This window comes from Mycetocola lacteus (genome assembly GCF_003667575.1).
Lineage (GTDB): Bacteria > Actinomycetota > Actinomycetes > Actinomycetales > Microbacteriaceae > Mycetocola > Mycetocola lacteus.
In genome coordinates this window covers 592,859-614,742 of sequence record NZ_RCUY01000005.1, presented here as the reverse complement: position 1 = coordinate 614,742, position 21,884 = coordinate 592,859, and the positions used below count along the sequence as shown (strand labels likewise).

Annotated in this window: 23 protein-coding genes; 13 read left to right on the top strand and 10 right to left on the bottom strand. The window is 66.4% G+C overall.

Translation table 11 applies throughout. The features are described from left to right. Positions 1 to 26: 26 nt before the first annotated feature. Positions 27 to 458, top strand: a complete 432-nt coding sequence (rbfA, locus tag D9V34_RS08370) for a 30S ribosome-binding factor RbfA (protein WP_030142927.1) — start codon at positions 27 to 29, stop codon at positions 456 to 458. 62 nt (positions 459 to 520) lie between these two features. Here rbfA and D9V34_RS08365 read toward each other — a convergent pair whose 3' ends face one another. Next, on the bottom strand, positions 521 to 1,555 hold the full coding sequence (locus D9V34_RS08365; RefSeq protein ID WP_121688360.1) for a zinc-dependent alcohol dehydrogenase: 1,035 nt from the start codon (positions 1,553 to 1,555) through the stop codon (positions 521 to 523). Positions 1,556 to 1,933: 378 nt separating this feature from the next. On the opposite strand from D9V34_RS08365, the gene D9V34_RS08360 reads away from it, so the two are divergent. Genes D9V34_RS08360 through D9V34_RS08340 form a run of 5 tightly spaced genes read left to right on the top strand, consistent with a single transcriptional unit; the run spans position 1,934 to position 7,176 of the window. Continuing rightward, complete coding sequence (locus tag D9V34_RS08360; RefSeq protein ID WP_183091910.1) at positions 1,934 to 3,037, top strand: sugar ABC transporter substrate-binding protein; 1,104 nt, start codon at positions 1,934 to 1,936, stop codon at positions 3,035 to 3,037. A 22-nt stretch (positions 3,038 to 3,059) separates the two neighbouring features. Then, positions 3,060 to 4,121 (top strand): ABC transporter permease, encoded by a 1,062-nt coding sequence (locus D9V34_RS08355; RefSeq protein WP_121688358.1) that lies wholly within the window; start codon positions 3,060 to 3,062, stop codon positions 4,119 to 4,121. After that, entirely contained in the window at positions 4,121 to 5,641 is a 1,521-nt protein-coding gene (locus tag D9V34_RS08350; protein ID WP_121688357.1) for a sugar ABC transporter ATP-binding protein, read from the top strand. Before D9V34_RS08355 ends, D9V34_RS08350 begins: the two co-directional genes overlap by 1 nt. 3 nt (positions 5,642 to 5,644) lie before the next feature. Then, complete coding sequence (locus D9V34_RS08345; RefSeq protein WP_121688356.1) at positions 5,645 to 6,634, top strand: ABC transporter permease; 990 nt, start codon at positions 5,645 to 5,647, stop codon at positions 6,632 to 6,634. Between the two features lie 23 nt (positions 6,635 to 6,657). After that, positions 6,658 to 7,176, top strand: coding sequence for a VOC family protein (locus tag D9V34_RS08340; protein ID WP_121688355.1), 519 nt, complete (start codon positions 6,658 to 6,660; stop codon positions 7,174 to 7,176). Between the two features lie 446 nt (positions 7,177 to 7,622). On the opposite strand, the gene D9V34_RS08335 is transcribed toward D9V34_RS08340, so the two are convergent. Then, positions 7,623 to 7,964 (bottom strand): DUF1048 domain-containing protein, encoded by a 342-nt coding sequence (locus tag D9V34_RS08335; RefSeq protein WP_121688354.1) that lies wholly within the window; start codon positions 7,962 to 7,964, stop codon positions 7,623 to 7,625. A gap of 11 nt (positions 7,965 to 7,975) precedes the next feature. Further along, positions 7,976 to 8,299 carry a PadR family transcriptional regulator gene (locus D9V34_RS08330; RefSeq protein WP_121688353.1) on the bottom strand — a complete coding sequence of 108 codons (324 nt, stop codon included), beginning with the start codon at positions 8,297 to 8,299 and terminating at the stop codon, positions 7,976 to 7,978. A 154-nt stretch (positions 8,300 to 8,453) separates the two neighbouring features. Between D9V34_RS08330 and D9V34_RS08325 the strand changes: the two genes are divergently transcribed. Beyond that, entirely contained in the window at positions 8,454 to 9,446 is a 993-nt protein-coding gene (locus D9V34_RS08325; RefSeq protein ID WP_121688352.1) for an NAD(P)H-quinone oxidoreductase, read from the top strand. Here the strand turns inward: D9V34_RS08325 and D9V34_RS08320 are convergent. Both D9V34_RS08320 and D9V34_RS08315 read right to left on the bottom strand, forming a co-directional pair. Beyond that, a complete protein-coding gene (locus D9V34_RS08320) occupies positions 9,443 to 10,669 on the bottom strand; it encodes an MFS transporter (RefSeq protein ID WP_121688351.1) in 1,227 nt (408 codons plus the stop codon). The genes D9V34_RS08325 and D9V34_RS08320 overlap by 4 nt on opposite strands. Positions 10,670 to 10,768: 99 nt before the next feature. Further along, positions 10,769 to 11,428, bottom strand: coding sequence for an HAD family hydrolase (locus D9V34_RS08315; RefSeq protein ID WP_121688350.1), 660 nt, complete (start codon positions 11,426 to 11,428; stop codon positions 10,769 to 10,771). A 185-nt stretch (positions 11,429 to 11,613) separates the two neighbouring features. Here D9V34_RS08315 and D9V34_RS08310 point away from each other — a divergent pair, with 185 nt between their 5' ends. The 3 genes from D9V34_RS08310 (at position 11,614) to D9V34_RS08300 (ending at position 13,816) form a co-directional block, all read left to right on the top strand. Next, positions 11,614 to 12,372, top strand: coding sequence for a DeoR/GlpR family DNA-binding transcription regulator (locus D9V34_RS08310; protein ID WP_121688349.1), 759 nt, complete (start codon positions 11,614 to 11,616; stop codon positions 12,370 to 12,372). Positions 12,373 to 12,517: 145 nt separating this feature from the next. Further along, on the top strand, positions 12,518 to 13,366 hold the full coding sequence (locus D9V34_RS08305) for an MBL fold metallo-hydrolase (protein ID WP_220700561.1): 849 nt from the start codon (positions 12,518 to 12,520) through the stop codon (positions 13,364 to 13,366). Between the two features lie 18 nt (positions 13,367 to 13,384). After that, positions 13,385 to 13,816, top strand: a complete 432-nt coding sequence (locus D9V34_RS08300; protein ID WP_121688348.1) for a hypothetical protein — start codon at positions 13,385 to 13,387, stop codon at positions 13,814 to 13,816. Between the two features lie 101 nt (positions 13,817 to 13,917). Here the strand turns inward: D9V34_RS08300 and D9V34_RS08295 are convergent, their stop codons facing one another. Genes D9V34_RS08295 through D9V34_RS08275 form a run of 5 tightly spaced genes read right to left on the bottom strand, consistent with a single transcriptional unit; the run spans position 13,918 to position 18,072 of the window. After that, positions 13,918 to 14,817 carry a MurR/RpiR family transcriptional regulator gene (locus tag D9V34_RS08295; protein ID WP_183091909.1) on the bottom strand — a complete coding sequence of 300 codons (900 nt, stop codon included), beginning with the start codon at positions 14,815 to 14,817 and terminating at the stop codon, positions 13,918 to 13,920. A gap of 16 nt (positions 14,818 to 14,833) precedes the next feature. After that, complete coding sequence (locus D9V34_RS08290; protein WP_121688346.1) at positions 14,834 to 15,766, bottom strand: NAD(P)-dependent oxidoreductase; 933 nt, start codon at positions 15,764 to 15,766, stop codon at positions 14,834 to 14,836. A 4-nt stretch (positions 15,767 to 15,770) separates the two neighbouring features. Next, positions 15,771 to 16,742, bottom strand: coding sequence for a shikimate dehydrogenase family protein (locus tag D9V34_RS08285; protein WP_121688345.1), 972 nt, complete (start codon positions 16,740 to 16,742; stop codon positions 15,771 to 15,773). Then, the gene (locus tag D9V34_RS08280) at positions 16,739 to 17,464 is read right to left on the bottom strand and encodes a bifunctional 4-hydroxy-2-oxoglutarate aldolase/2-dehydro-3-deoxy-phosphogluconate aldolase (RefSeq protein ID WP_121688344.1); all 726 of its coding nucleotides are present in this window, start codon (positions 17,462 to 17,464) and stop codon (positions 16,739 to 16,741) included. The genes D9V34_RS08285 and D9V34_RS08280 overlap by 4 nt, the downstream gene beginning before the upstream one ends. Further along, positions 17,461 to 18,072, bottom strand: coding sequence for a glucose-6-phosphate isomerase family protein (locus D9V34_RS08275; protein WP_121688343.1), 612 nt, complete (start codon positions 18,070 to 18,072; stop codon positions 17,461 to 17,463). The genes D9V34_RS08280 and D9V34_RS08275 overlap by 4 nt, the downstream gene beginning before the upstream one ends. A 213-nt stretch (positions 18,073 to 18,285) precedes the next feature. Here D9V34_RS08275 and D9V34_RS08270 point away from each other — a divergent pair, with 213 nt between their 5' ends. From D9V34_RS08270 to D9V34_RS08260, 3 genes are read left to right on the top strand one after another with little or no spacing between them, the layout of a single operon-like run. Further along, positions 18,286 to 19,305, top strand: coding sequence for a zinc-dependent alcohol dehydrogenase family protein (locus D9V34_RS08270; RefSeq protein WP_121688342.1), 1,020 nt, complete (start codon positions 18,286 to 18,288; stop codon positions 19,303 to 19,305). 6 nt (positions 19,306 to 19,311) lie between these two features. Then, complete coding sequence (gene xylB, locus D9V34_RS08265; RefSeq protein ID WP_121688341.1) at positions 19,312 to 20,820, top strand: xylulokinase; 1,509 nt, start codon at positions 19,312 to 19,314, stop codon at positions 20,818 to 20,820. A 40-nt stretch (positions 20,821 to 20,860) separates the two neighbouring features. Beyond that, positions 20,861 to 21,844 (top strand): phosphotriesterase family protein, encoded by a 984-nt coding sequence (locus D9V34_RS08260; RefSeq protein WP_245991964.1) that lies wholly within the window; start codon positions 20,861 to 20,863, stop codon positions 21,842 to 21,844. Positions 21,845 to 21,884: the final 40 nt, after the last annotated feature.

Sequence of the window (21,884 nt, the reverse complement as noted above, 5' to 3'; positions counted from 1 at the left end):
GTCGATGGGGAGGCAAGGAGATCATCATGGCTAACCCCCGCGCAAAGAAGCTGGCAGACCGTATCAAGGAGGTCATCGCCAAGCGACTGGACAAGGGACTACGCGATCAGCGACTCGGCTTTGTCACCATTACCGATGTGCAGGTGACCGGTGACCTGCAGCACGCCTCCGTGTTCTACACGGTGTACGGCAGCGACGAGGAGCGGGCGGACAGCGCCAAGGCCCTCGAGCGCGCTAAGGGCATGCTGCGCACCGAGGTTGGCCGTAACATCAACTCGCGGCTGACCCCGTCGCTGGAGTTCATCCTGGATGGTATCCCGGAGAACGCCAAGCACATCGAGGACCTGCTGCGTGAGGCGCACGAGCGCGACACCGCGACCAGCGCCCAGGCATCCACCGCACAGTACGCCGGCGAGGCCGACCCGTATGTGAAGCCCCGCGAAACCGAAGAGGACTAGTCCTCATCCAACAAAAACCCCGCATCCGAGAAATCGGATGCGGGGTTTTTGTGTGGGTTGGGTTACGGGGTAACCAGCACCTTGACCTCGAGGCCGGTGAGCGAGGCGGTGAAGGCGTCGGCCGCGCGTTCCAGCGGGAAGGTGTTGGTGATGATGATGTCCTCATCCACGCCACCGGCGGCGATGATCTCGATCGCCTCGGCATAGTCCTCGGCCAGGTAGGTGGCCGCACCCTGCAGCTTCACCTGCATGTCCTGCATCGCGGGCAGCGGGACGGTGACCGGACGCTGGGGGACACCCACAACCACCACGGTGCCACCCTTGCCGGTCAGGGCGAAGGCTGAGTCGATGGTCGGCTGGATCGAGACGCAGTCGAAGACCACGTCGGCGGTCTCGCTGAAGAACTCGTGGATGTCGGCGACCAGGGTCGGGGAGGCGGCGTCGAAGACGGCGTCGGCACCGGCCTTGAGGGCGTGCTCACGCTTCTGCTCAAGCATGTCGGTCATCACCACGGCGCGAGCACCGTGGTACTTGGCGGCGGCCAGCACGAGCAGGCCGATGGTGCCGCCACCGAGCACGGCAACGGTCTTGCCGGTCAGGTCGCCGGCCAGACGCACGGCGTGAACCGGGGTGGCCAGCGGCTCGATGATCGCGGCCTGCTTGTCCGTCATTCCGGCGGGGACGATGTGCAGGCGGTCGGCGGGCACGGTGAACAGGTCGGCCATGCCGCCCTCGCGGAAGCCGCAGCCGAAGAAGCCGAGGTTGTCGCAGATGTTTTCGCGGCCGGTGCGGCACATCTTGCACTCGCCACAGGGGAGGGTGGGCTCGGGGGTCACCCGGTCGCCGACCTTGACGTTGGTGACGGCCGATCCCACGGCCTCGACGATACCCACAACCTCGTGGCCGGGGTAGTACGGGGGCTTCATGACGGGGTGGTGGCCGCGCAGGGCGTGGGTGTCCGAGCCGCACACACCCGAGACGAGCAGCGAGACCAGGGCCTCGTCCTCCAGAACCTCGGGAACGGGTTCGACAACGATCTCAAGGGTGTCTACGTCGCTGACTTTGACCCGACGACGGGTGGATTCGCTGATGCTCATGGTTTCCTTCGACATTGAATGTGAAAACGGGGTGTTTGTAGTATAGCTACATTTTAGGTCCGGGGAGCCATCGGATCGAAAAATATTCGGCGATTGGCAATTTATCCAGAATCGCGGATTAAAACCGCGTATTTACGGGATTTATTGCCGATAGTCCGGGCGAAGAGACGCGGATTTGGGGGAGTGCCGCCTAGGTGTTTGCGGCGATGAGCTTTACATCTACGTAGTCTTGCTACATAATCGCTTCCAGGGCAGCGAAAGGCCGCGAAATTCGGCAGTGAATCGATCTTAGTTCAGCGCCGCCCCGACTATCTCACCGGCGAGATGCGCTCCCCAGCACCCGCCGGTCACAACGAAGTGAAGGAGCACTGGGTACCCATGAACACACTTGGATCTTTCCCGCGCTGGACCAAGCGCGCGGCCGGAATCGCCACGATTATGGCCGTGGCCATCGGGTTGAGCGCCTGCTCATCCGCGGCCGATGACAACAAGCCCGCCGCGGGCGGAGAAAAGGGCGACGTCCTGCTGGTGCAGGGCATCCGTAGCCTCTCCAACTCCTACCACGCCAACTGGGCCGCCGGCGGTGACCTGTTCGGTGAGAGCGTTGACAAGAAGGTCATCGTGCTCTCCGATGAGGCCGACTCGCAGAAGCAGCTCTCGCTGGTGAAGGGCCTCGCGGCCAAGGGTCAGGTCTACGCGCTGAACATCGACCCCAACACCTCCTCGGACACCGAGGCCATCGTGCGTGCGGTGACCGAGGCCGGCGGCTACGTCGTGACCCAGTGGAACAAGCCCGACGACCTCAACCCGTGGGACATCGGCGATCACTGGGTTGCCCACATCGCCTTCGATGGCACCGGCATCGGCAAGGACGTCTCGCAGACCCTGTTCGACTCGATGGGTGGCGAGGGTGGCATCATCGCCCTCCAGGGAATCCTCGATAACAAGCCGGCCAAGCAGCGCTTTGCCGGTCTGCAGGAGGCCCTGAAGGCCAACCCGGGTATCACCCTGCTGGATGATCAGACTGCCAACTGGAGCCGCACCGAGGCCCTCTCGGTGACCCAGACCCTGCTCGCCAAGCACGGCGACAAGGTCAAGGGCGTCTGGGCCGCCAATGACGAGATGGCCCTCGGTGCCCTGGAGGCGCTGAAGGCCGCGGGAATGGCCGGCAAGGTGCCGATCATCGGCTTCGACGCGGTTCCGCAGGCCCTGGATGAGATCAAGAGCGGCACCAATAAGTACGTTGCCACCGTCTCGACCGACCCGTGGTGGCAGGGTGGCGCGGCGCTCTCGCTCGCCTACAAGGCCGCAACCGGCGAGATCGACGTCTCCAAGCTCAGCCACGACCAGCGTGCGTTCTACGCCGAGCAGTCGATCGTGACCAAGGACAACGTCGAGAAGTTCACGAAGGCACCGACCCTGGAAGCGCTGAAGCCCGACCTGGACGACCCGTTCAAGCGCTTCTCCGCTCCGATCAACTAAGCCCGATTAGCTAAGGAATTTCATGTCTCAATCCGGCCCCCAGGTTGCGGACGCTCCCGCCACCGGCACCCCCTCGCGGACCCCTGGTCCGACGTCCCCGGATCCCACCACTCCCGGCACCCTGGCCCGGGTACGCGGCCTGATCGGCGGCGGGGGCCCGGCGGTCGCGCTGGTGGTGTTGATCGCGTTCTTCTCGATCGCCACCCCCAACTTCTTCTCCGTCTCCAACGCGTCGAGCCTGCTGAGCCAGCTCTCGATTCTGCTGGTCATCTCGATCGGCCTCACCTTTGTCATCCTGCTGGGCAGCTTGGACCTCTCGGTGGAGGGCGTGATGGCCTCCTCCTCGCTGGTGTTTGTGCTGCTGGCCAGCAACGATCGAAACGATCTGAGTCTCGGTTTTATCGCGCTCATCGCCGGGGTGCTCACCGGATCGCTGTTTGGCCTGCTGAACGGTGTGCTGCACGTCTACCTGCGGGTTCCCTCCTTCATGGTGACCCTGGGTACCGGCGCCATCGGCGTGGGTCTGGCCACCGTGCTGTTCGGTGGCCGGGCCCCGCGCCTGATGGATGACGGTCTGCGCGGGCTGGGCTTTGGCAACTTCGGGATCTTCCCCAAGCTCGCGCTGATTGCGATCCTGGTGCTGATCGTGGCCCTGCTGGTGCAGAAGTTCACCCGCGTGGGCCGCTACGGCTACGCGATCGGTGGCGACGAGCCGGTGGTACGCCTGTCCGGCGTCAACGTCGAGCGCTATAAGGTGCTCTCGTTTGTGCTGGCCGGAACCGGATCGGGCATCGCCGGCGTCATGGCCGCGATGCAGCTCGGTGTGGGTGACGTGTCGATCGGTGCGGGCTTCCAGTTCACCGCGATCACCGCGGTGGTTCTCGGCGGCACCGCCCTGGTGGGTGGCATCGGCGGCGTGGGTAAGACCCTGGTGGGTGCGGCGATCATCACCGTGCTGGCCAACGGCTTGATCCTGCTGGGTGTCAACCCGTACGTACAGATTTCCGTGCAGGGCCTGGTCATCGTGGTGGCCGTGGTTGCGACCGGCTGGTCGCTGCGCAAGCGAGTGAGGGCGATTAAATAATGACCGATACGGTACTGGAGGTTCGTAACCTCCGTAAAGAGTTCCGCGGGGTTGTGGCCCTGGACGACATCTCCTTCGAACTGCGCCGCCACGAGGTGGTGGGCTTGATCGGTGAGAATGGTGCGGGCAAGTCGACCCTGCTGAAGGTGCTCTCGGGCATCTACAAGCCCGACGGGGGAGAGATCCTGCGCGAGGGCAAAAAGGTCACGTTCCGTACCGCGGCCGAATCCGCCGCGGCGGGTATCGGGATGGTGCACCAGGAGCAGTCGCTGGTGACCTCGATCTCGGTGGCCGAGAACATCTTCCTCGGGGTCGAGGGAGCCGGAGTGGCCGCGGGCGTTTACCGCTGGGGCACGCTGCGCAAGCTCGCCCAGGATCAGCTGGACAAGATCGGTTCGCCGATCTCCCCGAAAACCAGGGTTGAGCACCTGACCTTTGCCGAGCGGCAGATGGTCGAGCTCGCGAAGGCCCTCTCGGTCGAGGAACGCGCGGATTCCGAGCCGGTGATCGTCCTGGATGAGCCCACCAGCGTGCTCGAGGGCGACGAGCTGGAGGTGCTCTTCGATCAGATCGATCGCCTGCGCAAGTTCGCCTCGATCGTCTTTGTCTCGCACCGCCTCGACGAGGTGCTGCGGGTCTCCGACCGCGTCTACGTGTTCAAGGACGGCCAGTGTGTGGCCGTGCGCGACCGCTCCGAGGTCGACGTAGACGAGCTGCACCGCCTGATGGTGGGCCGCGAGAGCACCGCCGAGTTCTACCACGAGGCCAAGCAGACCGCCGTGACCGGCGAACCGGTCCTGATGGAGGTCTCAAACCTCGGCAAAACCAAGGCGTTTGAGGATGTGAACTTCACGCTGCGGGCCGGCGAGGTGGTGGGCATCACCGGCGTGCTGGGCTCGGGCCGCGAGGAGCTCTCCCGCGTGCTGTTCGGTGCTGAGGGCTTCGATCAGGGGGCGATCATGCTCGGTGGCAAGACCATCGGGCTGCGCTCGCCGGTGGAGGCCGTGCGGGCCGGCATCGGGTACATTCCGGCCGAGCGCCGGATCGAGGGTATCGCCCAGGGACTGTCGGTTCAGGAGAACATTTTCCTCGCCGATCCGTCCACCGTGAGTGCCGGGCCGTTCCTCAAGCCCCGCGCCGCCGCGGCCGCCGCCGATGAATGGATCCGCAAGCTCAAGATCAAGACGCCGAACCGCGGCACCAACATCTCCAACCTCTCCGGCGGTAACCAGCAGAAGGCGGTGCTGGCCAAGTGGCTGACCTCGCCCCGGCTGAAGGTGCTGATCCTGGACCACCCCACCCGAGGACTCGATGTGGGGGCCAAGGAGGACGTGTACGGCTTCATTCGTGAGCTGTGCGCCCGCGGCATCGGCGTGATCCTGCTCGCCGACACCCTCGAAGAAACCATCGCGCTCAGCCACACCATCCTCGTGATGCGTGACGGCCGGGTGCAGCAGACCTTCGACGCACACCCCGGGAACAAGCCCCGGCCCGTCGATCTTGTGGAAGGAATGGTCTAGGCCATGGCGATACTCACCCCGACCCGCCCGCGTCAGGCGGTGGCCTCCGGCGTCACCGTGAAGGACCGGATCATCGCGGTCTTCCCCCTGCTGGTGCTGATCGTCCTGGTGCTGCTGGTGCTGACCCAGCAGCCCAACTTCCTGAGCCTGGCCAGTGTGCGTGGCCTGCTGGAGAGCATGGCCCCGATCCTGCTGCTGGCGATCGGCCAGACCTTCGTGATCCTCACCGGCGGCATCGACCTGTCCTTTGCCGTGGTGTCTTCGCTGAGCACCGTGCTCCTGGCGCTGTGGCTTCCGGAGATGGGGGTCGGCGCGCTGATCCTGGTGCCCATCCTCGCCTGCCTGACCGGTGTGCTCACCGGAACCGTGGTCGCGTTTGCCCAGATCCCCTCGTTCATCGTGTCGCTCGGTGCGATGGGCCTGTGGACCGGTGTGGCGCTCACGCTCTCCTCGGCCTCGACCATCCGCATCTCGGCGGGCTATGACGTGATCGGCTGGGTCACGGACATGCGCATTGCCGGACTGCCGGTGTCGGCGCTGCTGGCGATCCTGCTGGCGATCCTCATCTCGGTCGCCATTCGGGTCCTCAACCGCGGTCGCGCCCTGCACACGATGGGCCTGGCCGAGAACGCCCTGCTGATGTCGGGTAACCCGACCCGCGCCTACCGTATTCTCGCGTTCGCGCTGTGTGGCCTGTTCTCGGGCCTCGCCGGTGTGGTGCTGGCCTCGAGCCAGTACTCGGGTGGTCCCTCGCTCGGTGACACCCTGATGCTGCCCGCTATTGCCGCGGTGGTGATCGGTGGCAACGCGATCACCGGTGGTGTGGGTGGCCCGCTGAAGACCCTGGTGGGTGCGCTGATCATCGTGGTCCTGCGCGTGGGCCTGAACGCGATCGGCATCGACCCGGCATACGAGCAGATCATCTACGGCGCGGTCATCATCGGCGCCGTGGTGCTCACGATCGACCGCTCGCGCCTCGGCATCGTCAAATAGCCCCTCATATTCAAAGGAGAATCATGACCAAGACACCCCGCCTGATCGATCACATCGGCATCCTGGTGGAAAACCTGGAGGAGTCGATTGTGGCCTGGGAAAAGGCCACCGGCTACACCTTCGGCCCGATCGGCCGTTACCGCACCGAGCGCTGGCGCGACCACAGCGACGCAACCCCGCACCCGCACGACGCCCGCATCGCGTTCTCGGCCGAGGGCCCGCCCTTCATCGAGCTGATGGAGTTCCACGGCGAGGGCACCCACTCGGCGAAGGAGGGCGAGGGCTTCCACCACTTCGGTTTCCTCGACTATCCCGAGGTCGAGTCGAAGATGGCGGAGCTGGCCGAGGCCGGCATCGGCCACGACGGTGAATCGCTGGATGAGGGCGGACGCCCGATCCTCTGGTTCACCGAGAAGCGCGACCTGAACGGCATCCGCCTGGAGTTTGTCGCGGCGACCCCGCAGCCCGTGGTGGCCGACGACGGCTCCGAGCTGGCCGAATCCCTGGTCACCCTGCCCGCCGGCTGGACCGACCAGGACTAGCATCCGCCCGGCCCGGCCCGGCTCGGCCCGGCCCGGCTCGGCCCGGCTCGGCCCTGTACTGCCCCTAGTCGCCCGCCCAGGATACTCATCGAGTATCCTGGGCGGGCGATTTTGCCGTGCGTCGGCGACTCTGCAAGGAGATAGGCGGCATCGATCTAGCCCTTCAGGATTTCCCCAGGACTTCCCCAGGGTTGCCGCGGCCTCCTCGCAGAGCCCGAGGCAGCGGCCGCGGACACAGAGGGGTTTAGCGTACGACCCCGTTTTGACTCGTAATTTACGCGTCAAAACGGGGTCGCGCGGAAAGGGGATGTGTGTCTGGACATGAGAGCGCCCCGTTGAATCGCGACTTGCGCAGACTCAAAAGCCTGTCAAACGCCGCCGTCGCTGCAGGGGCAACCGCGCGAGCAGAGCGCAGAGCGCCGAGCGACGGGTCGGACGGGGCGTTCCTAGGCCGAGGCGGTGGCCTCGGTGATCGCGCGGGTGAGGCGTTCGCGCTCGCGGATGATCCACTGGCCTGCCGGGTAGTTGAGCCTGAAGGTCTCGGCGAATTCGACCGGGTCCTCGCCCACGATCGCGGCGACCGGAACGCCGTCAGCGGCCGCGTTATCAAAGAGATCAGCCAGATCCTCAAGCATGACCGTCAGATCGGAGCTCTTGTCCGGGCCGAAATACATCAGGTAGTGCTCCAGGGCGTCGATGCTGGCGCGGTAGGGGCGGGGGAGCGCGGCGGTCCGGGCCTTATAGGCGCGGTAGCGCTTTTTCTCATTGATCATTCGCGAAATAAACATTTTCCTGTCCCTTAGTCGTTACGGAGGTGATCGAGGCGCCCGGACAGGAAGGTCCAGGCGGTCCAGAATTCTTCGAGGTAGGTGTTCCCGCTCGCATTGAGGGTGAATACCTTGCGGGGCGGACCCTTCTCGGAGGGGCGCTTTTCGATATCGACGAGCCCCTTCTGTTCGATCCGCACCAGCAGCGCATAGATCGTGCCCTCGGCGATCTCGGTGAACCCCTCATCGCGCAGCCGCGCGGTGATCTCATACCCGTAGGCGGGTTTCTCGGTGAGGATCGCCAGCACGATGCCCTCCAGCGTGCCCTTCAGCATCTCGGTCATCAGCTTGGCCATCGGCATCCTCTCGGTACTCAGTGTTGCTATCTACTAGTACATAGTAACGTTAAGTACCGAACATGCAAGGGGTGATTTCGGCTCGTGGTGTCGCGGGCGTCGGGCGTAGGCTGACGGGAGTGGCCGCGGAAGTCTCGCGGCGGGAGAGGACACCATGCTTGCAGTGCACGCCGACCGCCCCGGCGGTCCCGAGGTTTTGACCGCGACCGAGACCGAGCGCCCCACACCCGGGTCCGGCGAGGTCCTGATTCGGGTGCTGGCGGCCGGGCTCAACCGTGCCGACACCCTGCAGCGCGAGGGACACTACCGCGTGCCGGCGGGAGCCACCGACATCCTGGGGCTCGAGGTGTCCGGAAGCGTGGCCGCACTGGGCGCGGGCGTCGCCGACGATGAGCGGGCCCCGTCGGTGGGCGAGCCGGTCATGGCTCTGCTGGCCAGCGGCGGATACGCCGAATTTGTGAGTGTGCCGGTGGGGCAGGTCCTGCCGATCCCCGAGCGGATTGATCCGGTGCACGCCGCCGGGATCCCCGAGGTGGCCGCCACCGTGGTCTCCAACCTCAACCTGGTGGGTAGATTCCAGCCCGGAGAGACCGTGCTCATCCACGGTGCCACCGGCGGCATCGGGGTCTTCGCGATCCAGCTGGTGCACGCCCTGGGTGGAAAGGTGGCGGTGACCGCGAGCAGTACCGCCAAGCTCGAACAGGCGCGCCTGCTGGGAGCGCAGATCCTGATTAACTATCGGGAACAGGACTTCGCCGAGGTGATGGCCGAGCACGGCGGCGCCGATATCATCCTCGACACCGTGGGTGGAAGCTACCTCGAGCGCAACGTCCAGGCACTGCGCCGCGGCGGCCGGATCGTGACCATTGCCGTGCAGGGAGGCGCGCGTGGTGAACTCGACTTCGGGGTTCTGATGACTAAGAAGGCGAGCGTTTCGGCAACCACGCTGCGGGATCGATCCGTGGCCGAGAAGACCGAGATTATCGACGCCGTGCGCCGGATCGTCCTGCCGCTGCTGGAATCGGGTCAGGTGCGCCCGGTCACCGACTCGATCTATCCGCTCGCCGAGGTCGCCGCCGCCCACGCCCACTTCGACACCGGCACCCACCTGGGCAAGGTGCTGCTGGACTGCCGCGTGGGCGACTAGGCGGCCGGTTCGGTGGGCTTCCTGGTGTTGGTCAGGACGCCGGAGAGGGCAAACGCCAGGATTCCGGCAATCGGCACCACCAGCAAGCCGAAGCGCAGCGAGGAGTTGTCGGCGATCAGGCCCACCAGCGGCGGCGAGACCAGGAAGCCCAGTCGCATCAGCCAGGACACCACGGTCACGCCGGTGCCGGCGCGCAGCCCCGGAAGCTCATCGGCCTGCTGCATCGCCGCGGGAACGAGCGTCGCGACACCGAATCCGGCGGCGGCGAATCCGGCGATCGTCCCGGGAATGCTCGGGAAGGCGAGGGCGGTACCCATGCCGATCGCGGTGATCAGGCCACCCACGCGGGCCACGTTGCGCTGGCCGAAGCGGTCTACCAGGCGGTCGCCCAGCAGGCGTCCGATGAACTGGGCACCCACGAGCGCCACAAAGCCGGTGGCGGCAATCGCCGCCGGGGCACCGAGGTTGTTGCCCAGGTAGACGGCGGCCCAGGTGGATCCGGCATCCTCAACCAGGGTTCCGGCAATGGCGATCACCACGAGGGCCACCACCATAAAGATCAGGCGCGGGCTGAGCGCCGAGCGCAGCTTCGAGGTGGTTTCTTCGCCCACCGGGTTGGCCACCAGACCGGCATCCTCATCCTTGCCGGGCAGGCAGAAGCGCAGCGCGATGATCGCGACCACCGAGAACAGGATGCCCGAAATGGTCAGGTGCACCGAGCGAGGCAGTCCCAGGGCAATCGCCCCGGCGGCCATGCCGCCGCCCAGCACCGCGCCGATCGACCACACCGCGTGGAACGAGTTGATGATCGAGCGTCCGAACCGGCGCTGCACCCGCAGGCCGTGCGTGTTCTGGCCCACATCGGTGATCGAGTCCATCGCCCCGGCAAAAAACAGCGCGGCGGCAAACAGCGGGAACGTGGGGGAGAAGCCGACCAGGATCGTGCCCAGGGCGGTCAGAATGGTGCCGATTGCCGCAGCACGAGCCGAACCCAGTCGGCGGATGACCGTGGCGGCGGCCAGCCCGGCGATGATCGCCCCGGCGGGGAACGCGGCGATCGCCAGCCCGTAGGCGGCGTTATCCAGCGCGAGGTCGGCCTTGATGCCCGGGTAGCGCGGCACCACGTTGGCAAACAGCGCACCGTTGGTGAGGAACAGGACCGCCACGGCGATGCGCGCGCGGCGCACCTCGGCGGTGGGCTGGGAAGTCTGAGTCTTTTTCACGGGGGCTTTCGTCTGTCGGTCGAGGGTCGGGGTGATGCCCGGATGACGCGTCTACACTGCGGCACACTAGCATCAGGCGGGGTTCGGCTGCCAAAGGTGTCAGCTGGGTGATGTTCGGTTTCGCAGAATGGACAGCGGCCACGGGCGGCGCTCGCTGCGTGCCTGGCCAAAATCGATTCCCGCCAGGTCGGCGTCCAAACGATCCGCACCGGTGAAGTGATGCGTTTGGAGGCCCAGGGCGATCGCGGTCTCAATGTTCTCGCGGCGGTCATCGATGAACAGGGTTTCCCGCGGCGTGGTTTCGGTCACGGCCAGCGCCGTTTCAAAGATCTGTGTCCCGGGTTTGACCATCCGCAGCTCGCAGCTGAACAGCATGAGCGAGAAAATCTCCCGCATCGCCGCGAATCTGCTCACGGCATCGGCGAGGTCCTGCGGGGCGTTGGAGAGCAGGGTAAGGCGGGCACCGCGGCGGTGGGCATCCCGGAGCGCCTCGAGGGTGTCGAAGTTCAGGTGGATGTTGCCGGCCAGATCCAGGCGACGTAGTTCGGCGAGTTCCTCGGCAGAGGCCGGGCGGCCCAGCACCTCGGCCCAGTACTCGTGGGCGTGCTGTCCGCGATCGTACTCCTCGCGAAAACGCCAGTAGCGTTCGTGGAAGTCGCCGGGGGCCATGCCGACCAGGGCGGCCATTCCGGCCGCGGCGAGTGCGGGCTGGGCCACGCAGATTACCTCGCCATAGTCCACAAGCAGGTGTGTTGTCATCGGCGGTTGCCGTCCTTCCCGATCACAAAATGCGATCGAGTAATCATCCTATATGTTCGAATGAACATGTCAAATGACCGTCTAGTGGGGGCGTGTGGGCCGCCAATGAGCGGAAGTCTCGATGTTTCCGTTGGGATTTGATCCCAAACCCTTTCAAATGAACATTTTGGGTGTATCTTTGGGTCATGAGCGGAAACACTCGGCACGAGGCCATCCTGGAAACCCTGCAGTCCCGCGGACGCGTGGAGGTTGGCGAGGTTGCCTCACGCTTCTCGGTGTCCGAGGTGACCGTGCGTCGCGACCTCGACCAGCTCGCCCAGGCGGGCATTCTGCGCCGGGTGCGCGGAGGTGCGGTGAGTGTGCGCATGCGCGGGGAGGGGATGCCGTTTGCAATGCGCAAGCTGGAGTCCTCGGCGGCCAAGGAGCGCATCGCGATCGCCGCGGCCGCCCTGGTCGTGGATGGCGAGGCTGTCTGCGTGGATAGCGGCACCACGGGGGCCGAGCTGGCCCGTCAGTTGGTGAATCGTCGGCTGACGATCATGCCCTTTAGCGTGCAGGCGCTTACCGCCCTCGCGGGAAGCCCCACCGCTCGCATCCTCCTGCCCGCCGGTGCGGTGAATCCCGACGAGGGGGCAATCGTGGGCCCGCTCGTGGAGCAGTCCCTGCGGGGGCTGCGCTTCGACACCGTGTTTCTCAGTTGCTGTGGCGCGTCCCTTGATGAGGGTGTCACGGCCCATGATCTGGAAGATGCGGCCGCCAAGCGGGCGATGCTCTCCTCGGGGCGACGCGTGGTGCTGATCGCCGAGGGGTCCAAGTTTGGCCGCTCGGCCATGTCGATTACCTGCTCACTGCGCGATATCGACGTGGTGGTCACCGACGAGTCCGCCCCCGTGGACGTGCTGGATCAGCTGCGTGCCGAGGGTATCGAGGTCATCGTCGCCTAGATTTCTGAGCGTTTCAGGGGAAACTTGCGCACCGATTGCCCGACATGGGTAAAAGGCGTACGCTTCTGTCATGGGCACCGAGGGTGCCGATGAGAGGAGCGAAGATGTCGCGAGCCATAAACCCCCTGATGCGCGAGGTGACCCGATGAGCGGCACCCTGCGCTATGACACCCTGGTATCCGGGCTCGCCCCGATCACCGGTGCGCCGCTGCCCAGCGGGGAGCAGCCTAACTGGTCGCCGCTGACCCACACCCTGATTTTTGGGGAGCGCGATGCGGTCCTGGTGGACCCTCCGATTACCGCCGCCCAGACCGAGACGCTGGCCGACTGGATCGCCGCCCATGAGCGTCGCCTGATCGGGATCTACATCACCCACGCCCACGCCGATCACTGGCTGGGCACCGCCCAGCTCCTCGAGCGGTTCCCCGAGGCGAAGGTCTATGCCGGGGAGGCCGCAACCGCGCGAATCGTGGCCGAGACCGCCGATGGCACACCCGGTGCGCTGTGGTCCACGCTGTTCCCCGAACAGCTGCCCACCACAATCACCTTCCCGGTTGAGGCGGCACCCGCGGCGGGAATCGAGCTCGACGGGGAGCGTCTGTACTCGATTTCCGTGGGGCACTCGGACATGGATGACACCACGGTGCTGCACGTCCCCTCCCTGGGCCTGGTGGTGGGTGGCGACATCGTCTACAACAACGTACACCTGTACCTCGCCGAGGCTCGGGATGGCGGTTTCGAGGCCTGGCACCGCGCCCTGGACGCCGTGGAGGCGCTGAATCCGGCCGCGACGATTGCCGGGCATAAGGACGCATCTCGGGATGATTCCCCACTGAACGTGGACGAAACCCGCCGCTACCTGCGCGACGCCGAGGAGATCCTGGGCACCGCCACAACCCGGCTGGAATTCTTCACCGCCCTCACCGCGCGCTATCCCGAACGGGTCAACCCGTACACCACCTGGCTCTCGGCCCTGCGCCTCTTTGACAACTAACCCCCGAAGGACACCATCATGACCAGCTATCTCGGCTCGGGAAACCCCGCCACCCACCGCACCGACTACACCCCCGAATGGTTAGGCAACCTGGCCGAGGACGTGACCCTGGAAGCCTCGGTGCTCAACGGCATCCTGCGCGGCCCCGAGGCCGTGCGTACCATCCTCGGCTTTGCACGTACCCTCTACGACTACCAGGAGTTCAACTTTGTGGGCCCCTATGGTGACAACGGCTTCGTCGAGGATTACACCGCGATCTTCCGCGGCAACCCGATCGGCAGTGTCGTGGTGATCAACTTCAACGAGGCCGGTCAGGCGCAGCAGATCATCATTAACCACCGCCCGCTGACCTCGGTGGTGCGCTGGACCACTCTCATGCGCGAGCACTTTACCGGAACCGAGTATGAGCCGTATTTCCTGAGCGCCGCGGAGCTGGCCGAACTGGCCTAAACCACCGCGCCCATCGGGTCGCCTGATCGATCTATTCTGCATCCGAGTACCGAAAAACGGGCCGCGAAGCGTATGCTTCGCGGCCCGTTTGTGTCGGCTCCCTAGTCGAACGAGGCGGAACCTGAATCGGTTTCGCGATCGCTCATTCGGGCGTAGCCGGCCAGGCCCGCCTTCATCGCCTCGAAGTCGGCAAAGTGGGCCTCGCCGCGGCGGAGCGACACCGCGGTCGAGAGGATATCGATCACCACGAGCCCCGCCAGTCGGCTGACCGTGGGCGTGTAGATATCCGTGTTTTCGAAGGTTTTGGCCACGATCTTGACGTCGCACACCCGCATCATCGGGGTGTCATCATCCCCGCTGATGCCGATCACCGTGGCACCGCGTGAGCGCGCCATCTCGGCGACCCGCATGGTCGAGCGGGTGCGCCCGGTGTTGGAGATGACCACAAAGGTGGTTTCCGGATCGGTCATCGCCGCGGCCATGAACTGCTGGTGGGTGTCGCTCGGGGCGCTGCACGGGATCCCGAACAGCTGCGCCTTTTGTAGCGCATCCTGGGCGATCAAACCCGAGGCCGAGAGACCGATGAAGACCAGCGCACGCGAGCCGAGGATCGCGGTCACCGCCTGCTCCATCTGATCCAGATCGAGGAAACGACGGGAGCGGTCGATGCTGGAGATCGTCTGATCGAAGATCTTGCTCGCCAGCTCGGCCACCGAGTCTCCCCGGTTCATCGCCGATTCCACCGAGGGAACCCCGAGAATCAGCGCCTGGGCGAGGGCCAACTTGAAGGCCTGGAACCCGTCGAAGCCGAGTCCGGTGCAAAAGCGCATGACCGTGGGCTCGGACACCCCGGCCCGGGCGGCCACCGCGGACATCGAGGATTCCATCACGAAGGTGGGGTCCTCGGTGACCAGTTCGGCGACCTTGCGTTCGGACTTACGCAGAGAATCGAGAGACTCTTTCAGACGCTCAAAGAGTGATGTTTGCGAGGTGCTCTCCATCCTATGCATCCTAGTGCTATTGCCCGGTGAGCGCGGCAAGAAGGTTCTCCACGGCGGCCTCGGCGGCGCGCTGAGTGCTCGCCCCGGTGAACGCGCCGATATGCGGGGTGAGCAGGGTCTGCGGGTGGGAGAGCACCGCGTCCAGGACCGGGGGTTCGGTTGCGAACGCATCCACCGCATAGGCGGTCAGGGTGCCGTCGGCGTAGGCGTCCAGCACCGCCGCGTGATCCACCAGCGCCGAGCGAGCGGTGTTGATCAGCACGCTCCCGGTGGGCAGCAGCGCGAGCTGGTCGCGGCCGACCAGCGCGGTCCCATCGGCGGGCGGGGGCGCGTGCAGGGTCACCACGTTGGACACCCGGAACAGGGTGGCCAGGTTCACCAGTTCCACGCCCTCGGGTGCCTCGGTCACAAACGGATCAAACGCCACCACGCGCCCGCCCAGCTGCAGGATCGTGGCGGCCACGTGGCGACCGATCGCCCCAAACCCGACGATGCCCACGGTCACCTCGGCGACCTCGCGTCCCCGTGTGCGGGCCCAGCCGCCCTCGTGCAGCAGCGTGTTGGCGGCGGGGATCTGGCGCAGCGATCCGAGGATCAGGCCCAGGGCCAGTTCGGCCACGCCGCGGGCGTTGGCCCCGCGTGCGGTCTCGACCCGGATGCCGCGGGCGGTAGCCGCGGCGAGGTCGATCGCATCGGCCCCGGCCCCGTTGCGGCTGATCACTCGGAGGTTTCCGGCGGCCGCCAGCGTCTCGGCGTCGATGGGCTCCACCCCGGCGATCCAGCCGTCGATATCGCCCACCAGGTCGCGTAGCTCGGCCGCCTCGGGCTGGCGCCCGGCCGGGCCCGAGACAATCTCGAATCCGGCCGCGCGCAGCGGTTCCAGCAGCGGATGGGTGGCCGCATCCTCGGCTGTCAGCGAGCGCGGGGTCACCAGAATCTTTCCGGGCATCGCGCTAGCCCTTGGTGCTCGATGCCAGGCGGGAGAGCTCGTCAAAGCTCGGTCCCGAGGTGGGAATGGTGACATCGAAGACCTCGGCGATGACCTGGGTCCAGCCGTGCAGGAAGTACACCCAGCCGTCAACCACCGTGACGTTCAGCGCGGGATCCTGAGCGCGAGCCTGGTCGAGGAAGATCAGGTCGCCGCGGTAGTTGAGGTCCCAGACGATCGCATCCTGCGGGAACACCACCGCGTTTGTCAGCGGGGATCCGGGGGCATCCTTGCCGAGGCCGGTCGCGTTGATAATGACCGAGCCCGCCGGCAGATCGGCGACGATCGCGTCGCTCAATTCGGGCTTGGGGGTCAGTCGCACGGTCACCGGGACCCGGGGATCCGAGGCGGCCAGCACCTCGGCCAGGTCGTCCAGGCGCTGCTGGCTGCGGTTGGCCACGATGATCTCGCGCGGGTGCGCAGCCCGCTCCGCCCGGGAAAGGTACCAGGAGATCGCGATGGCCGATCCGCCCGCCCCGATCACAAACACGTCGGGGTTGTAGCGGGTGAGGTGCGCGGGGGAGAGGAACGCGTCGAGCGCGAGGCCCGAGGAGATCGGGTCCTTGGCGTGGGCGATCAGGCGGCCATCCCGCTTGGAGATACTCGAGATCTCGTTCATCAGGGTCGCCAGCGGATCCTCCTCATCAAAGAGGTCGCGGGCCGCGGCAAACAGGTCGAGCTTATGCGTGGTGACCAGGGCGCCGCGGCTCAGCGGATCGTTCTTGATGAACTCGACCACGCGTCGATACTGCTCGGCGGGGGCGTGCAGCGGCAGGTCGATGCCCACCAGCACAGCGTCGCCGAGGCCCAGCTCGGCGGCCCACAGCGGGAACACCTGGCGGATCGAGGACGACCCGGTGGTCACCCCGATGAAGTACATGGTGGGGGCGGTGGCCGGGATCAGGGTGTCGGCGGTGAGGGTAACGGGGGCGCTCATTTGGTGGTGTCCTTATCGCGGAGGAGCGCGCGGGCCTGGGTGAGGGCGCGCGCGGCGTTGTCACGGATGGTGTCGAATTCGCCGGCCTGGATCAGCGCTCGCGGGGCGATCCAGGTGCCGCCGGCGGCGATCACGCGCGGGATGCGCAGATAGTCGCCGAGGTTGTCGGGGGTCACGCCGCCGGTGGGCATCACGTGGCGCAGGCCCGAGGCGGCCAGCGGGGCCAGCAGGGCCGAGAGGGCCTGGGCTCCGCCGTTGAGCTCGGCGGGGAAGAACTTGACGGTGTCGAAGCCGTCCTCAACTGCGGCCATGATCTCCGAGGCGGTCGCCGCCCCGGGAATCAGGGGCAGTCCCGCCTCGCGGGCGGTCCGGCCGAGCAGCGGCGTATATCCGGGGGAGACCCCGAACCGGGCCCCGGCGGCCTGTGCGTCGATCACGTTGGCCGGGGTGAACAGGGTGCCCACACCCACGTAGAACTCGGGGAGTTCGGTGGCGATCTGGCGGATGGACTCCAGGGCGTCGGGGGTGCGCATGGTCACCTCGATTGTGGTGAGTCCGGCCTCGGCCAGGGCGCGCGCCAGCGGAACCGCGAATCGAGCCTCGGGGATCTCGACCACGGGGACGATTCCGAATTCGCTCAGCAGTGCGAAGGGGTCCGCGGGGGACTCCGCGGAGATCTGCGCGCTCGCCGCAGCTCCTGCGTCGGCTTCCCGCGTGCTCATGCGTTCACATCCACGCGGTATCCGGTGTGCTCGGGGTTGGCCACGCTCGCCCAGCCGCCGTGTCCATCGGTGACCACGAGCTCCTTCATCCCGGCGGCGTCGCCGATGATCGCGTAGTCCTGGCCGGCGTCGGCCGCATAGGTAAAGAGGGTGACAAAGGGCTCGGTGCCCACGTTGATCGAGCGGTGAATCCAGTGTCCGGGCACGTTGACGGCCTCGCCCGGGGTCAGTTCGACCGCGGCGCTCTGACCGTCGATGGTCTCCAGCAGCATGACACCGTGGCCGGCCAGGCAGTAGTAGAGTTCGGCGCGGTTCTCAACCGCGTGGATGTGGCCGCGGGTCACCGCAAACTCGGTCCCGTAGGTGCCGGGCAGCAGGGTGCTGGTGCCGATCACCAGCGCACCCTCCTCATCGGAGTAGCGGTGTTCCTCAACCGAGTACACCAGGGTGTCAGCGCCGTGCTTTTCCACTGCCGCCCGATAGGCCGCGTCGTCGCGGTAGACCCCGGCCATATCGCCGAGGAACTTCTCGTAGCGACGGGTGTTGCCGGTGAGGTCCCCATTGGGGTGGACCCGAAGCGGAACCGGAATATCTACGCTGATGCTCATTGTTCTCCTAGATGGGTGGATTTGGTAGTAATACTACATAATTAAGAATGTGAACGTGCACATTTGGGCGAGATTGCCAAATTAAGCCCAATAATTCGTGCCGCACATCGATTTGTCTGTAGTATTACTAAAAATCAGGAATTCAGCCCCGTGTCCCCACACGCGGCCATCGTTCTTCCGTATTCACCGTCGAATTCGTGCGAGAGGTTTGTCATGAAAGCAATTGTTTTCCGAGAGGGTTCCCAGTGGGCCGTCGAATCCATCGAGAAGCCGGTTCCCGGCCCGGGCGAGGCGCTGCTGCGGGTCATCCAGACCGGCGTGTGTGGCACCGATGAGCACCTGCTGCACGGCGGATTCATCGCCAAGTTCCCGCTGATTCCCGGCCATGAGATGGTCGGCGAGGTGGTTGAGCTGGGTCCGGGTGAGGCCAACGCGGTTGTCGGAGACAACGTCGTGGTGGACAACACCGTGCTGTGTGGCAAGTGCCACGCCTGCCGCGAGGGCAACGACCTGTTCTGCGAGAACTTCGGTTCGCTCGGCTGCAACATGCCCGGCGGATTCGCCGAGTACGTGGTGGTCGATTCCAGCAAGGTCTACCCGATCGGGGACCTCGACCCCGACGTGGCCGTCTTCGCCGAGCCCACCGCCTGCGCCGTGCACGGCGTGGACATCCTGAACCTCAAGCCCGCCTCGGACGTGTTGATCTTCGGTGCCGGCCCCACCGGTCTGATCCTCTCCCAGCTGCTGAAGACCGCGGGTGCCGCCCGCGTCACCGTGGCCGCACCGACCGCCTCCAAGCTCGAGGTCGCCACCGCACTCGGTGCCGACCACACCGTCCAGGTGGATCGCAGAAACCCCGAGGCCGCCTCGGCCGCGCTGCGCGACATCGCCCCGCGCGGATTCGACGCGGTGATCGAGGCCACCGGTTCGACCGCGGTCCTGGAACTCGCCGTGAGCCACACCAAGACCGGTGGCACGGTGCTGGTCTACGGTCTGGCCGGCGAAAACGACACCGCGGCGATCAAGCCCTATGAGGTGTTTAGCCGTGAGCTGACCATCAAGGGATCCTACGCGCAGGTGCACTGCCTGGGCCGCGCGCTGTTTGCGCTGCAGACCGGACGCGTGCGCACCGAGGGGCTGATCACCTCCAAGCTCAACCTGGACACCTTCGACCAGGCGCTGGCCAACCTGCACGATTCCGAGCAGATCAAGACCATCGTCTCGTCGCGATAGCCCACCATGATCATTTCCCACGACCTCGGAACCACCGGTAATAAGGCGACCCTGGTGGCCAATGATGGCCGCCTGATCGCCGCGGTGACCGTGCACTACGACACCGACTTCGGGCTCGGCGGCAAGGCCGAGCAGGATCCCCTCGCCTGGTGGGACGCCCTCGCCCAGGCCACCCGTGAGCTGCTGGCCTCGGCTGGCGCGAAGCCCGAGGACATCGACGTGGTGTCCTTCTCGGGTCAGATGATGGGGGTGGTGGCCATCGATGACGCCGGGGATCCGGTGTTCCCCTCGATCATCTGGGCCGACACCCGGGCGACCGCGCAGACCGACCGGCTGCTTGATGTGGTGGGGATGGAGCGCGGGTACCAGATCACCGGGCACCGGCTGAACCCCACGTATTCGCTGTCCAAAACCATGTGGCTGCGCGATACCTCACCCGACGCCTTTGCCCGGGTGCGTCGCATCCTGCTGGCCAAGGACTTTATCGCGTTCAAGCTGACCGGCGTGCAGGTGACCGATCGCTCGGATGCGTCGAGCACCAACGCGTACGATCAGCGCGCGGGCACCTGGTCCGAGGAACTGATCGCCGCCTCGGGGCTGTCGCGAGAAATCTTCCCGGAGATCGTGGACTCCACCACGGTCATCGGCACCATCACCGCCGATGCGGCCCGGGCCACCGGGCTGCTGGCGGGAACCCCCGTGGTCATCGGTGGCGGCGATGGGCCGATGGCCGCGCTGGGGGCGGGCATCACCGACGCGAGCTCGGGTGCGTATGCGTGCATGGGCTCGTCCTCCTGGGTATCGGTCGCGGCGGATGCGCCGCTCTACGATCCGCAGATGCGCTCGATGACCTTCAACCACGTGATCCCCGGCCGCTTTGTCCCCACCGCCACGATGCAGGCGGGCGGTGCCTCGCTGCAGTGGATCGTGGATACACTCTCCCCGGCGACCGCAGCCGACTACGCCGAACTGCTCGATGCGGCCGAGAACCGGCAGGCCTCGGGGGAGGGACTGTACTTCCTTCCGCACCTGCTGGGGGAGCGTTCGCCCTACTGGAACCCGCACGCCCGCGCCGCGTTTGTGGGCCTGCTACGCCATCACGACCGCGGGCACATGACCCGCGCGGTGCTGGAGGGGGTGGCGTTCAACCTGCTGACCGGGCTGCGCGCGTTCGCCGACTGCGGGACCGATGTGGACCGGATCGACGTCATTGGCGGGGCGGCCAACGCCTCGGCGCTGCTGCAGATCTTCGCGGACATGTGGGGCATGCCGGTCGCCCGGCGCGACCTGGTGGATGAGGCCGGGGCGATCGGTGCGGCCGTGGTCGCCGGGGTCGGCGTGGGCATCTTCGAGAACTTCGAGGTGGCCGCGACGCTGTCCAAGCGGAGCACCGGGTACGAGCCGAACCCCGAGGCGACCGCGCGCTACGCCCGCGAATATCCGGTATTCCTCGACGCGTATGCGCGTCTGGAACCCTGGTTTGATGCGCTGGCGGCGGGTGGCTCGGATGCCTGAGACGCGGCGGCCGAGCGTGGTACCCGAGACTTCGCCGCGGGTGACAACCGCCGCGGGCATCATCCGCACCGTCGCGGGCATCATCCGCACCGTCGGCGGCGATATCGCCCCCGAGGAGCTGGGTCGCACCAACTATCACGAGCACCTGTTCCAGGTGTCGCCCCTGCTGGCCGGGGACGAACTCGACAACGAGGAGGCGTCGGGACACGAGGCCATCTCGCTGGTCGAGTCGGGCTTTGGTGCGATGATCGAGGCAACCCCGATGGGACTCGGCCGAAACCCGGCGGCGGTCGCGCGGATTGCCGCGCGGGCGGGGCTACACGCGGTGCACGTGACCGGCGCGCACCACGGCGGGCACTATCCCGAGGAGCACCCGATTCGGGCGCTCTCCGAGAATGAGCTCGTCGAGCGCTGGACCGCGGAGATCCACCTGGGGTTCGGGGAGGATCCGGGGGCAGCTGCCTCAATCTCGGCGTCCAACGTGCGCGCGGGCATGCTCAAGGCGGGGATCCGCTACTGGCAGATCGGCCCGTTCGAGCGGCGCGCGCTGGCCGCGGTCGCCCGCACTCACGCCGAAACCGGGGCCGCGATCATGGTGCACCTGGACTATGGTTCCGCGGCTCACGAGGTCCTGGAGCTGCTGGAGCGGGACGGCGTATCCCGGGACCGTGTGGTGCTCGCGCACATCGACCGCAACCTGGACTCGGGCCTACACGCGGATCTGATCGCCTCGGGTGCCTACCTCGGTTATGACGGCCCCGCTCGGCACCGGGAGGCCCCGGATCAGGCGATCCTCGAGTGTCTGGAACGCGTGGTGGCCCGGGTCGGATCGGACCGGATCCTGCTCGGCGGCGACGTCGCCCGAGCCTCCCGTTACCTCGCCTACGGCGGCATGCCCGGCCTGGAATACCTCGGCCGCCGCTTCATTCCGCGCCTCGAGGTACGCCTCGGTGCCGACCGCGTCGACGCCCTCCTCGCCGACAACGCCGCCCGCCTGCTCACGCTCGCGGTGAACGACGGCTAGCCAAATACACATACAAAACCCCGCGTCCGATGTGGACGCG

Bases quoted from the DNA above. Each gene is read 5' to 3' on its own strand.
- D9V34_RS08300 (WP_121688348.1), top strand. From the start codon at position 13,385: ATGACCAGCTATCTCGGCTCGGGAAACCCCGCCACCCACCGCACCGAC.
- D9V34_RS08305 (WP_220700561.1), top strand. From the start codon at position 12,518: ATGAGCGGCACCCTGCGCTATGACACCCTGGTATCCGGGCTCGCCCCG.
- D9V34_RS08280 (WP_121688344.1), bottom strand. From the start codon at position 17,464: ATGAGCACGCGGGAAGCCGACGCAGGAGCTGCGGCGAGCGCGCAGATC.
- D9V34_RS08310 (WP_121688349.1), top strand. From the start codon at position 11,614: ATGAGCGGAAACACTCGGCACGAGGCCATCCTGGAAACCCTGCAGTCC.
- D9V34_RS08295 (WP_183091909.1), bottom strand. From the start codon at position 14,817: ATGGAGAGCACCTCGCAAACATCACTCTTTGAGCGTCTGAAAGAGTCT.
- D9V34_RS08345 (WP_121688356.1), top strand. From the start codon at position 5,645: ATGGCGATACTCACCCCGACCCGCCCGCGTCAGGCGGTGGCCTCCGGC.
- D9V34_RS08290 (WP_121688346.1), bottom strand. From the start codon at position 15,766: ATGCCCGGAAAGATTCTGGTGACCCCGCGCTCGCTGACAGCCGAGGAT.
- D9V34_RS08335 (WP_121688354.1), bottom strand. From the start codon at position 7,964: ATGTTTATTTCGCGAATGATCAATGAGAAAAAGCGCTACCGCGCCTAT.
- D9V34_RS08355 (WP_121688358.1), top strand. From the start codon at position 3,060: ATGTCTCAATCCGGCCCCCAGGTTGCGGACGCTCCCGCCACCGGCACC.
- D9V34_RS08360 (WP_183091910.1), top strand. From the start codon at position 1,934: ATGAACACACTTGGATCTTTCCCGCGCTGGACCAAGCGCGCGGCCGGA.
- D9V34_RS08350 (WP_121688357.1), top strand. From the start codon at position 4,121: ATGACCGATACGGTACTGGAGGTTCGTAACCTCCGTAAAGAGTTCCGC.
- D9V34_RS08285 (WP_121688345.1), bottom strand. From the start codon at position 16,742: ATGAGCGCCCCCGTTACCCTCACCGCCGACACCCTGATCCCGGCCACC.
- D9V34_RS08325 (WP_121688352.1), top strand. From the start codon at position 8,454: ATGCTTGCAGTGCACGCCGACCGCCCCGGCGGTCCCGAGGTTTTGACC.
- D9V34_RS08330 (WP_121688353.1), bottom strand. From the start codon at position 8,299: ATGGCCAAGCTGATGACCGAGATGCTGAAGGGCACGCTGGAGGGCATC.
- D9V34_RS08340 (WP_121688355.1), top strand. From the start codon at position 6,658: ATGACCAAGACACCCCGCCTGATCGATCACATCGGCATCCTGGTGGAA.
- xylB (WP_121688341.1), top strand. From the start codon at position 19,312: ATGATCATTTCCCACGACCTCGGAACCACCGGTAATAAGGCGACCCTG.
- rbfA (WP_030142927.1), top strand. From the start codon at position 27: ATGGCTAACCCCCGCGCAAAGAAGCTGGCAGACCGTATCAAGGAGGTC.
- D9V34_RS08275 (WP_121688343.1), bottom strand. From the start codon at position 18,072: ATGAGCATCAGCGTAGATATTCCGGTTCCGCTTCGGGTCCACCCCAAT.
- D9V34_RS08365 (WP_121688360.1), bottom strand. From the start codon at position 1,555: ATGAGCATCAGCGAATCCACCCGTCGTCGGGTCAAAGTCAGCGACGTA.
- D9V34_RS08270 (WP_121688342.1), top strand. From the start codon at position 18,286: ATGAAAGCAATTGTTTTCCGAGAGGGTTCCCAGTGGGCCGTCGAATCC.
- D9V34_RS08315 (WP_121688350.1), bottom strand. From the start codon at position 11,428: ATGACAACACACCTGCTTGTGGACTATGGCGAGGTAATCTGCGTGGCC.